Genomic DNA, 11608 nt, shown 5'->3' with positions numbered 1-11608 from the left:
CTTGATCTCGGGCTTTTACGAATCCGTCGGAAATGCGACTTTTTACAAGTTCGTCAAAATTAGGGTCGATAAAAATTTGAGTTTAGCGGCAATTCATATCCCAGGATCCTTGAAAAAGCAAAAGGTCTGTTCCTTTGCGGCGAATGTTTCGTTGACACATTCGTCCTGGTGCCGCTATGGTCCTATGCGATAATCCTATTCGAGATATCTGAGCATTTAAGGAAGCGGTCAAATGAAAGCGGAAATACTGGCAACGGGAGATGAAATCAGGTCCGGCGCCCTGGTGGACAGCAACTCGGCGTATATTTCGGAAAAGTTGGAGGAGAACGGTATCGAGGTGGTGCGACACACCTGCGTGGGGGACGATCTGCCCCTGTTGGTCTCCACTCTTCGTGAGATCGGCGATCGTGTGGACGTGGCGGTGGTCACCGGTGGGTTGGGGCCCACCACCGATGATCTCACTGCCGAAGCGGCAGCCAGAGCCGCCGGTGTGGAACTGAGATTCAATCAGACCGCCTTTGAAAACGTCGAGAGCTTTTTCAAAACGTTCAACCGCCCCATGACCGAATCCAACCGCAAGCAGGCGCTGCTTCCCGACGGCAGTAAGATATTGTACAATCCGGTGGGTACCGCACCTGGATTTTCCCTGAAAATAGGGACATGTCTGTTTTTCTTTCTTCCGGGGGTGCCCTATGAGATGAGACGCATGCTGGCTGAGCATGTGATTCCTGAAATGCTTACCCTGCAGGGCGATGCGGCCATGCACAGCCGGGTGAAGACCATTACCACCTTCGGACTGCCCGAATCGTTGGCCGGTGAAAAAGTGGCCGGCGTGGAGGCCGTCTTCCCAGGTGTCAAGCTGGGCCTTCGTGCTAATTTTCCCCAGATCCAGGTAAAGCTATACGGGCGGGACACCGATCTGGCCCTGCTTGATCAACGGATGGCCGAAGCGGGTCAATGGGCGCTGGAACGGTTGGGACGAAACGTGATATCTGAAAACGGCGAGCGGATGGAAGCCGTGGTGGGACGACTGATGCTGGAACGATCGGCCTCCATCGGTCTGGCGGAAAGCTGCACCGGCGGGCTGCTGGCCAACTGGCTGACCAACGTGGCCGGTAGTTCGGCCTATTTTTTCTTTTCCGGCGTCACCTATTCCAACCAGGCCAAGATCGATGTTCTGGGTGTCAAGCCCGAAACCCTCGAAAGGCATGGCGCGGTTCACGAAGAAACGGCCCGGGAAATGGCAGAAGGGGTCCGGCGGGTAGCCGGCACCACATACGGGCTTTCCACCAGCGGCATTGCCGGCCCTGACGGTGGAACCGAAGACAAACCGGTGGGAACCGTGTGTATCGGTTACGCCGGACCGGATCGGTCCTTCGGCCGTCAGCTGTACTTCCCTTTCGGAAAGCGCCTGATGAACAAGAAAATATTTGCCATGGCGGCGTTGGATATCTTGCGCAAGGAGTTGTCGGGAATAGGCGGATAGGTAGATTGCGAAAAAGCTCAAAGTTCAAAGCTCAAAGTTCAAAGCTCAAACCACAAACCAGAGACCAGAGACCAGAACCCAGAACCCAAAGAGGCTTGTCGATGATTCTACCGGTAATTCTTGCAGGCGGCAGCGGTACCCGACTCTGGCCGCTTTCCCGAGCCCTTTATCCCAAGCAACTCATCAGTCTGGTTGACCGGCACACCATGCTTCAAAATACGATCCTTCGGCTCGGTGGCTTGGACGGGGCAGGACATCCGGTCGTGATATGCAACGACGAATACCGGTTCATGGTGGCCGAGCAGCTTCGTCAGATAGACATCAAGGCCGATTCGATCATTCTGGAACCGGTGGGCAGAAATACCGCTCCCGCCCTTGCCGTGGCGGCAATCCGGGCAATGAAGACAGGAGACGATCCCGTGCTGTTAATCCTGCCAGCTGATCACCACATTGAGTTAACTGCTGAATTTCAGGGAGTGATCAAGTCGGGGCATGCATACGCCCAGTCGGGCCGAATGATTACATTCGGCATTGTTCCGGATAAGCCGGAAACTGGATATGGCTACATTAAAATGGGTGACCCGTTACCTCCGGCAGGCGGGGATGCAACGGCCGTATGCATTGCGGCCTTCGTGGAAAAGCCGGACCTGGCAACGGCCCGGCGATATGTGGCCTCAAAAGATTATTGCTGGAACAGCGGCATGTTCATGTTTAAGGCGTCACAGGTATTAAAGGAGTTGGAAAGGTTTGTTCCCGATATTGTCGCTGCCTGTCGGGAAGCCATTGATCGAGGAAAGTCCGACCTGGATTTTTTCCGGCTTGATAAAGCGGCTTTTGCTGTGTGCCCCAGCGATTCCATCGACTATGCCGTGATGGAAAAAACAGATAGCGGTGCCATGCTGCCCATGGCAGCAGGATGGAACGATCTGGGATCGTGGGAGGCCCTTTGGCAGGTTGGAGAGAAAGACGATCTGGACAATGTGGTCAAGGGAGATGTGGTGCTGCACGATGTGGGGGATTCCTATCTGCACGCCGAGCACCGCCTGATCGCAGCGGTGGGATTGAAAGATCACATCGTCGTGGAGACGTCGGATGCGGTGATGATTTCCCCCCGGGACCGGGTCCAGGATGTCAAAGGGCTGGTAGATCAACTCAAGTCCCAGAATCGGGAAGAGACACGCACGCATAAGCGGGTTTACCGGCCTTGGGGCACGGTGGATCAATTGGTGGCAGGGAACCGTTTCCAGGTGAACCGGATCACGGTCAAGCCAGGCGGTGTATTGTCTCTTCAAAAACATTTCAACCGGTCTGAGCACTGGATCGTTGTTCGCGGGTCTGCACAGGTCACCAAGGCCGACGAACGGCTGTTGCTCAAAGAGGACAGTTCGACCTACATTTCCGCCGGTATTGCGCATCGACTTGAAAATCCGGGGAAAATCCCGCTGGAACTGATCGAGGTGCAGACAGGCGGATATATCGGAGAGGATGATATCACCCGGCTTGAGGATATCTACGGCCGACACCGGCAGGAGGAGTAGAAGTGGTCAGGAGACTCCCCCCTAACTAGTGCCCATCCATAAATGGTTATTTTGCCCGACCTCTGCGTTGCGCTAAAAATTTTATCCTTGTAATATCAACTATATGCACCCCAATGGCACTTCTTTCAGGGCGCCTCCGGTAAAATTTTTCGCATGCCTTGATCTCGACCAAAATCCCTCATTTCTGGACGGACACAAACTAGGCTTTTAAAAAAATACGTTTGCTTGGCCATACGACGTTAACATTCGACTCAAAATGCTCATTTATCAACCATAAACTGCGCTCTTTCGCCGGTTTTGATTAGTCTTGCCTGCGCTCATGACATTTTTCAACAGCCTGCTAAACCCAAACCCTTTACACCCTGGACAGTTATTTTCGGGCCTTGATAGGATCCATGAAAGGTGCCTTCCTTTAGCAATTCTTTTCAAATTTACCCGCTGCAGGTCGTTCTGATGACAACAACGCCGACCTATGAAGAATTGGAAGCCAAGGCAAGGGCCCTGGAACTTGAATTAGCGGAATCCAAAAAACAAGACAATACGATAATCCGCCTGCTGTCAGAGGATTTTAAGCAGCTTGCAGACCGATCCCAGGATGCCATCTATCAATTCGATATCGAATCGCAGACCTTTCCATTTTTCAACCAGCAATTTCTATCCCTGTATGCAATGGAAGAAAATGGTGTGAAGATCCTGTCTCCGAAAAGTGTCCTCGTGCATATTCATCCCAATGATCGTGAAAAAGTCAAGGCTGCCAGAACGTTATCCTTACAACCCCAAAATAAAATCGGAGAAGCGGAATATCGATTTCTGAACGCCGACGGTTCCCAGCGTGTGATGCATGACCGCTGGACCGTCGTGCGTGATCATGGCGGCCAACCCATCGCCATTGAAGGGTTTATCCGGGACAACACCTGGCGCAAACAAGCCGAAAAAGAATTTGAACGGAGCATACGCAACTCCCTGATCGGCTGCTACATTGTACAAGATGCCACATTCAAGTATGTCAACCCGGAATTCATGCGCATCACGGGATACAGTGAAGAGGAACTGATTGGAACAGATCCACTTAATATCGTTCAACAAGAGTATAGACGCCAGGTCAATGAGAATTTCATCAAGATGGTGAAAGCGGAGCGAATTTTTCCGTACGAATTTTGTATCAGCGACAAATTCGGCAATACCAAATGGATTTTGGAAACCGCAACATCCATTCAATATGAAGGCAGACGTGCTGCGTTGGGCTATTTTATGGATATCTCCAAGGGCAAGCAGGTTGAAAAAGAGCGCCTTGCCAAAGAGAAATTATTGACTGCCCTGGAGTTGGCTGGTGCCGTGGGGCATGAACTCAACAATCCGCTGCAGGTTGTACTAACGTGTACCGAAAAATTGGCGCTCGTCTCAGATGACAACGAACGCAGTTTCCGATTGCACAGTTTGTTAAAAAAAAATATCGAGAAAATGAGAAAAATAATCCATAAATTTCAGAATATTACCCAATATGCCACCAAAGACTACGTGGATGGTAAAAAAATCATCGATATCGATGCGGCATCCTCGAAGACATCGCGCAAGTGATGGGAGACTTTTAGAAACGGCAAAGACCGGCCGACCGATGCTGTAAAGTGGGCGAGAGGTCGGGTGGTATTGGTTTATCGACTGTGAACCAACAGGGTCACCGGCCCGTCATTGACGATGTCGACCTGCATCATTGCACCGAATCGGCCGGTGTGGGTGTCGACGCCCAGCTTTTCCACACTTTCCACGAAATGCTGGTAGAGCCGTTGGGCCAGAACCGGTTCGGCGGCATTGATGAAGGAAGGCCGCCTGCCTTTGCGGCAGTCCGCCAGCAGGGTGAACTGGGAGACCACGAGTATCTGCCCCCCCATATCCATCAATGAGCGGTTCATTTTGCCTTGTTGGTCTTCAAAGATGCGCAGGTTGGCCACTTTGGCGGCCAGGTATTCGACATCGGTCTTTCCATCGCCATCGGCCACCCCCAGGAGTACATTGAGGCCGGGGCCGATGGCGTCCACCACCGATCCGTCGATGGTCACGCTGCTGCTTAGGACTCGCTGAACCACGGCGATCACAGGGATCCCTTTCTATCGGCCGGACTTTTTTCGAAATGCGTCGGCAAAAGGGTTGTTGAAAGGCGATGGCGATGCCGGTTTGGGCGCGGTTTTGGGCTTGGGCCGGTTGCCGGCCGGCCGTTTTTTCCGGGGATGATCGGCCCGGGGCTTCGGTTCCGGTCTTTTTCCCGGCTCACTTTTCATGGACAGCGAGATGCGTTTGCGGGGCAGGTCCACATCCATTACGGTGACGGTGACTTTTTGCTGAACGCTGACCACATCTGACGGGGTTTTCACGAATCGGTCACACAACTCGCTGATATGGACCAACCCGTCCTGGTGAACACCGATGTCCACGAATGCGCCGAAATTCGTGACGTTGGTGACGATCCCGGGAAGCTTCATGCCCGGTTCAAGGTCATGGATGGCAGAGACGTTTGCGTCGAAAGAGAAATACTCGAAGGGCTCCCGGGGATCCCTGCCGGGCTTGGCCAACTCGTCCAGGATGTCGGTAAGGGTCGGCAGACCGATGGTATCGGTGACATAGCGGTGCAGGTCGATTTTTTTGCGCAGGCCGGCATCGCTCATCAGATCGGCCACGCTGCAGCGCAGGTCCCCGGCCATGGCCTGGACCACCGGGTAGCTTTCCGGGTGGACCGCACCGGCATCCAGTGGGTTGTTGCCGCTTTTGATCCGTAAAAAGCCGGCGCACTGTTCGAAGGCTTTGGGCCCCAGCCGTTTGACCTTTTTCAGGTCTTCGCGGCCGGTAAAGGCACCGTGTTCGTCCCGGTGGCTGACAATGTTTTTGGCCAGTTGTGGTCCCAAGCCGGATACATAGGTTAACAACTGGACGCTGGCCTGGTTCACTTCGACCCCCACGCCATTAACACAGCTGGTCACCACGTCGTCCAGGGACCCTTTCAGGGCGAAGGGGTCCACGTCGTGCTGGTACTGACCCACGCCGATTGATTTGGGGTCGATTTTGACCAATTCTGACAAGGGGTCTATCAGCCGGCGGCCGATGGAGACGGCGCCGCGCACGGTAAGGTCGTGGTCGGGAAATTCCTGGCGGGCGATTTCCGATGCCGAGTACACCGATGCACCGCTTTCGTTGACCATAATCACCGACAGGGATTGCGCATCGATGGTTCCTTCTACGAAGGCCTGGGTCTCCCGGCCGGCGGTGCCGTTGCCCACAGCCACCGCTTCGATATCATATTGACGGCATAGCGCGGAGAGGGTCTGTGCGGCGACCGCTGCCTGTCGCTCCGAGGTGTGGGGGTAAACCGTGTCGTTGTGCAGCAGCTTTCCCTGACGGTCCAGGCACACGACCTTGCAACCGGTGCGAAAACCCGGGTCGATGCCCATCACCCGTTTGGCCCCCAAGGGGGAGGCCAGCAACAGTTGGCGAAGGTTGTCGGCAAAGACGCGGATGGCCTCTGTATCGGCCCTTTCTTTGATGGCCACCCGTACCTCGGTTTCCATGGAGCGGGACAGCAGGCGCTTATAGGCATCATGGGCCGCGGTTCGCACCTGCTCGGCATCCGGGCCGTCACCCGTTACGAAAAGATCCTCCAATATGGCGATGGCCAGTTCCGGAGGCGGGGCAATGGACAGTCCCAGTATGTCCTCCTTCTCTCCACGGCGAATGGCCAAGATCCGATGGGATGGCACGGTGGCCACAGGTTCCTCCCACTGGAAATAGTCTTTGTACTTGGCCCCTTCGCCCTCTTTGCCGGCCACTACCTGACTGCGGATCACCGCTTTTTCAAAAAACAGGTGGCGAACCCGAGACCGGGCCTGCTGGTCTTCGTTAATCGTTTCGGCAATGATGTCCCGTGCGCCGGACAGGGCCGCTTCAACGGAATCTACGGTTTTTTCAGGGTCCACGTAGCCGTCGGCCAGCGCGATCGGGTCCGCACCCGCTTGGGCGAGAATGGCCAGGGCCAACGGTTCCAACCCCCTTTCGCGGGCAATGGTGGCCTTGGTTCGTCGCTTGGGCCGGTAGGGCAGGTAGATGTCCTCTAAATGGGTCATCGTATTAGCGGCCTGCACCTGGGCTTTGAGATCCTCGGTCAGATGGCCGTGCTGCTCCAGAGAATTCAGGATGGCTTCCCGCCGGCTGTCCAGCTCCTGCAACTGGGTTAGCCGGTCCCGGATGGTAGACACCGCCACTTCGTCCAGACTGCCGGTGGCCTCTTTGCGGTAGCGGGCAATGAAAGGCACGGTGGCTCCGTCTTCCAGTAGTTGGGCAACGGATTTGATCTGCGCCTCATTCAGGCGCATTTCTGTGCTGATCGCGTCGATATGGGAAAGGTTCGTTGGGTTCATTGAGTTTGTTGAGTTTATTGGGTTTGTTGGGTTCAAATCAGCCGATGGCTTAAGGCCGATCGCTCATGGAAGAAAGACTTGTCCGGCCTCCGTCATCTGACCTCAGTTTTCCGGATGTTCAACAGGCGCCATGCGGTGCCGGCAGTCGCGGTTGGGGCAGACGTGCAAGGTGCCGTCCCGCTTGGTCGTTTTTTCCACCATGTAGGCATTGCCACATGCGGGGCAGGGGATTGCCACCGGTTTATCCCAGCTGGCAAAACTGCATTTAGGATACTGGTTGCACCCGTAAAAGATTTTACCCCGTTTGGAGGATTTTTCCACGATCTCGCCGTCACAGCCCTTTTCGGGGCAGGCGACACCGGTGGGCTTGGCATTGGGTCCACCGTTGAGGGACTGGGTATGTTTGCATTCCGGGTAACCGGTGCATGCGAGAAAATCCCCATATCTCCCCCGTTTGACCACCATGGGCTTGCCGCACAGGTCGCAGACTTTATCGGTCGCTTCGCTTTGTTGAACCGGTGCCACCGGGGCAATGATGCCTTTTTCATCCCGCTCGTAATCGCTGGAGTAGGTGCACTCCGGATAGCCGGAACAGGCCAGAAAATGACCGTTTTTACCCATCTTGATGCGCAGGGCGTTTTTTTGGCACAAGGGGCAGGTCAGGTCCGTGGGCATGCCCACGCCCTTGACGCTGAGCATACTTTCTCCGGCTTCTGCCAGCTTCCGGCTGAAGGGGCCGTAAAACTGATTGAGGATGGTCAGTGCCTCCACCTCAGACTGTTCAACCCGGTCCAGGTTAGTCTCCAGGCGGGCGGTGAACTCTACATCGAGAATTTCCGGGAAGCTGGCAATCAGCAGATCGTTGACGATAAGTCCCAATTCCGTGGGCTTGAAATATCTGTTGATCAGTTCCACGTAGCCCTTGCCCCGAATGGTGGAGAGAATGGCCGCATACGTGCTCGGCCGGCCGATGCCGTTTTCCTCCAGCTCTTTGACCAGGGATGCTTCTGAAAATCGTGGCGGGGGCTGGGTAAAATGCTGTTTGGGGTCGATTCCCAGCAGTTCCAGAAGGGACTTTTCCGCCAGTTCCGGCAGCGGCTGGCTTTTCTTGTTGCTTTCCGCTTCGTCGTCGGCGCTTTGATACACGGCGAAGAAGCCGCGAAATTTTACCGAGGAGCCGCTGGCAGTAAACGTATAATCACCGGCAGCGATGGAGATGGTCTTCTGATCGATGAGCGCCTGGGCCATCTGGGACGCGACGAAACGCTGCCAGATCATGGTGTACAAGGCCAGCTGATCTTTGGACAGATAGCGTTTGACCAGATCCGGCGTGTGATGCACTGAGGTCGGGCGAATGGCCTCATGGGCGTCCTGCGCTTTGTTCTTGTTTTTGAAGAAGCGTGGCCGGTCGATGGCGTACTCCTTGCCGAACCGCTGGTTGATCAACGCCAACGCTTCCTGTGCCGCCTCGTCGGCGATGCGGGTGGAGTCGGTACGCATGTAGGTGATCAACCCCACAGGCTCACCGGGCCCCAGGTCGATGCCTTCATAGAGCTGCTGAGCGACCATCATGGTTTTTTTGGCGGAAAAGCGAAGTTTCTGAATCGACTCCTGCTGGAGCTTGCTGGTGATAAAGGGCGGCAGGGGATTGCGCCGTGTGGTCCGTTTGACGACTTTGTCAACTGCGAATTGAGCAGTTTCCAGGTCCTTTAAGATGGCCGTGGCTGTGGCTTCATCCGGAATTTCGATTTTTTGCCCATTTTTACGCACCAGCTTGGCCGCAAATGCCGGCGGTACCATGCCCTTTAAGTTGGCGGTAATGGACCAGTACTCTACGGGTGTAAACGCCTGAATGGCGCGTTCCCGGTCGCAGATAATGCGCACAGCTACGGACTGCACCCGGCCGGCACTGAGGCCGCCTTTAACCTTTCGCCACAAAAGGGGCGAGATCTGGTAACCCACCAATCGGTCCAGGATGCGGCGGGTCTGTTGGGCTTCATATTTGTCCCGGTCCATATCCTGGGCCTTGGTCATGGCCTCGAGAATCGCCTTTTTGGTCAGTTCGTGAAACAGCACCCGGTGAAAATTACGGCCCTTTTTTTTGAGCACTTCGGAGGTGTGCCAGGCGATGGCCTCCCCCTCGCGGTCCGGGTCAGGGGCGAGATAGATGTCTGTCGCATCGCCGGCGGCCGACCTCAGCTGGCTCAGCACCTTTGACTTTCCGGGAATCGTCTTGTATTGCGGCGTGAAGTCGTTTTCGATGTCGATGCCCAGGTCTTTGCTGGGCAGGTCCTTGATGTGTCCCACCGTTGCGGCCACGTTGTAGTCGCTGCCGAGATATTTTTTAATGGTTCTGACTTTTGTGGGTGATTCTACGACCACCAGGGGTTTACTCACTTGATACCTCTTGGTTAACGTTGTTTTGGATCGATGCCGGGCATCAGGCAAAACCGTTTGCCCGGTGATTGGACTACCAGCCCTTTGAGTTCCAGCTGAAGCAGCAGCCCGGACAGCCGGCCTGATGAAAGCGCCAGACGCCTGGAAAGGTCATCGATGTGAACGGAGTCGGCTTCAAGACTATCGATAACCATGGCTTCGTCTTCCGTCAATGCCGGTGTTGACGGTTTCGGTGGCTTTGATGCTACCTGCTCATGGGTTTGAATATGCAAAAATTCATCAAGAACATCCCCGGCATGCACCACCAGTTTGGCACCTGCTTGAATCAGGGTGTGGGTACCGACGCTTTTAAACGAGTGAATGTTTCCGGGGACGGCAAACACCTCCCGATTCTGCTCAGCGGCTAATCGGGCGGTGATCAGGGAGCCGCTTCGGCCGGTGGCCTCCACTACCACCGAACCGTGGCACATGCCGCTGATGATACGGTTGCGGGCAGGAAAATGGTGCGCGTCGGGGCCGGTGTCGAGGGAAAATTCGGTCATCACGGCGCCATTTTCAGCGATCTGGTGGAACAAACGTGTATTTTCCCTGGGATAAATCTGATCCAGACCGGTACCTAAAACGGAGACCGTACACCCGCCAGCGGCGATGGCACCTGAATGGGCTGCGGTATCCACCCCCCTGGCCATGCCGCTGACGATATTTACCTGCTGCCTGACCAGATCCATACAAAGCTGCCGTGTGGTGGAGATGCCATAATCGGTGGCATTGCGGGATCCCACAACGGCGATGTTCAGCCCGGTGGTCGGTAGCGTCCCGTAAACATATAAAAATGGCGGTGGATCCGGAATCTGGCGCAGGAGCGGGGGAAAACAGGGGTCTGTCTGGGTGACGATGGTGTATCCTTTTTTCCGGACCGCTTCCAGTTCGCGGTCAACCGCATCCGGAACCCGGTGACGTCGTATAGTTGCGACCAAACGAGCGGTGACCCCTTGGACCGACTGCAATGCAGGACCGTCTGCGCAAAGCACGGCTTCGGGCGATCCGAACTGCTCCACCAGACGTCTAAACAACAGATTGCCGACCCCTGGCACGCTTTTCAGGGCGAACCAGGGTCGTAATGAAGCCATCTATTTTCTCCGGGTCTGCCATGCTAAAAGGATGGGGCTGGCCACAAAGATTGACGAATAGGTGCCGACCAGGACTCCGATCATAAGGGCAAAGGAGAAATCGTGGATGATTCCGCCGCCGAGGATGAACAGGGACAGCACTACGATCATCGTCGTTCCTGAAGTAAGGATGGTGCGGCTCAGTGTTTCATTGATGCTCTTGTTTAAAATGGTGCTCAGGGGCTCTTTGTGATACTTGCGCAGGTTTTCCCGGATTCTGTCAAATACGATGATGGTGTCGTTGAGTGAATAGCCGATGATGGTGAGCAGCGCGGCTACGATGGGCAGGGTGAATTCTTTGTCGAAAATGGAGAACATGCCCACGGTAATGGTTACGTCATGGATCAGGGCCACAATGGCCCCCATGGCATATTTAAGTTTGAGAAACCAGAACAGGATCAACGTGACAATCAGGGCGGCGGCGATGAGAAATGGTGTGCTGACGTGAAAAATGGAAAGAAAATAGACCGCAGCCATGAGCGCACCGGCCATTACACCGCTGAGGATCCATTTTAATTCAAACCGGCCGGAGATATAGATCGTAATAAAAAGCAGGGAAAAGAACATGGCAAACAGGGCTTTCTCCCGCAGGTCCTTGCCGACCTGGGGGCCGAC

The 11608-nt window shown here is 55.0% G+C and carries 8 protein-coding genes; 3 read left to right on the top strand and 5 right to left on the bottom strand.

What is annotated here, in order from left to right:
* Nucleotides 1-232: 232 nt before the first annotated feature.
* The 3 genes from QNK41_RS12340 (at nt 233) to QNK41_RS12330 (ending at nt 4602) form a co-directional block, all read left to right on the top strand.
* Nucleotides 233-1486 (top strand): CinA family nicotinamide mononucleotide deamidase-related protein, encoded by a 1254-nt coding sequence (locus QNK41_RS12340; RefSeq protein ID WP_319257297.1) that lies wholly within the window; start codon nt 233-235, stop codon nt 1484-1486.
* A gap of 101 nt (nt 1487-1587) precedes the next feature.
* The gene (locus tag QNK41_RS12335; protein ID WP_319257296.1) at nt 1588-3024 is read left to right on the top strand and encodes a mannose-1-phosphate guanylyltransferase/mannose-6-phosphate isomerase; all 1437 of its coding nucleotides are present in this window, start codon (nt 1588-1590) and stop codon (nt 3022-3024) included.
* Between the two features lie 453 nt (nt 3025-3477).
* A complete protein-coding gene (locus tag QNK41_RS12330; RefSeq protein ID WP_319257294.1) occupies nt 3478-4602 on the top strand; it encodes a PAS domain S-box protein in 1125 nt (374 codons plus the stop codon).
* A 74-nt stretch (nt 4603-4676) separates the two neighbouring features.
* Here the strand turns inward: QNK41_RS12330 and dtd are convergent, their stop codons facing one another.
* From dtd to secF, 5 genes are all read right to left on the bottom strand, one after another.
* On the bottom strand, nt 4677-5117 hold the full coding sequence (dtd, locus tag QNK41_RS12325; RefSeq protein ID WP_319257292.1) for a D-aminoacyl-tRNA deacylase: 441 nt from the start codon (nt 5115-5117) through the stop codon (nt 4677-4679).
* A gap of 12 nt (nt 5118-5129) precedes the next feature.
* Nucleotides 5130-7427 (bottom strand): Tex family protein, encoded by a 2298-nt coding sequence (locus tag QNK41_RS12320; protein ID WP_319257290.1) that lies wholly within the window; start codon nt 7425-7427, stop codon nt 5130-5132.
* A gap of 102 nt (nt 7428-7529) precedes the next feature.
* Nucleotides 7530-9824 (bottom strand): type I DNA topoisomerase, encoded by a 2295-nt coding sequence (gene topA, locus QNK41_RS12315; protein ID WP_319257289.1) that lies wholly within the window; start codon nt 9822-9824, stop codon nt 7530-7532.
* A gap of 14 nt (nt 9825-9838) precedes the next feature.
* A complete protein-coding gene (gene dprA / locus QNK41_RS12310) occupies nt 9839-10954 on the bottom strand; it encodes a DNA-processing protein DprA (RefSeq protein WP_319257287.1) in 1116 nt (371 codons plus the stop codon).
* Nucleotides 10955-11608 (bottom strand): protein translocase subunit SecF (secF, locus tag QNK41_RS12305; RefSeq protein ID WP_319257285.1); only part of this gene is annotated, 654 nt, incomplete at its 5' end. It abuts the gene before it with no gap.

Source organism: Desulfosarcina sp. (assembly GCF_033791525.1).
GTDB lineage: Bacteria > Desulfobacterota > Desulfobacteria > Desulfobacterales > Desulfosarcinaceae > Desulfosarcina.
The sequence above is the reverse complement of the archived record's forward strand: the minus strand, read 5'-3'. Positions and strand labels throughout refer to the sequence as shown.

What these genes read in the sequence shown, in the direction of transcription:
- QNK41_RS12340 (WP_319257297.1), top strand. Translation starts at nt 233, where the DNA reads ATGAAAGCGGAAATACTGGCAACGGGAGATGAAATCAGGTCCGGCGCC.
- QNK41_RS12335 (WP_319257296.1), top strand. Translation starts at nt 1,588, where the DNA reads ATGATTCTACCGGTAATTCTTGCAGGCGGCAGCGGTACCCGACTCTGG.
- QNK41_RS12330 (WP_319257294.1), top strand. Translation starts at nt 3,478, where the DNA reads ATGACAACAACGCCGACCTATGAAGAATTGGAAGCCAAGGCAAGGGCC.
- QNK41_RS12320 (WP_319257290.1), bottom strand. Translation starts at nt 7,427, where the DNA reads ATGAACCCAACGAACCTTTCCCATATCGACGCGATCAGCACAGAAATG.
- dprA (WP_319257287.1), bottom strand. Translation starts at nt 10,954, where the DNA reads ATGGCTTCATTACGACCCTGGTTCGCCCTGAAAAGCGTGCCAGGGGTC.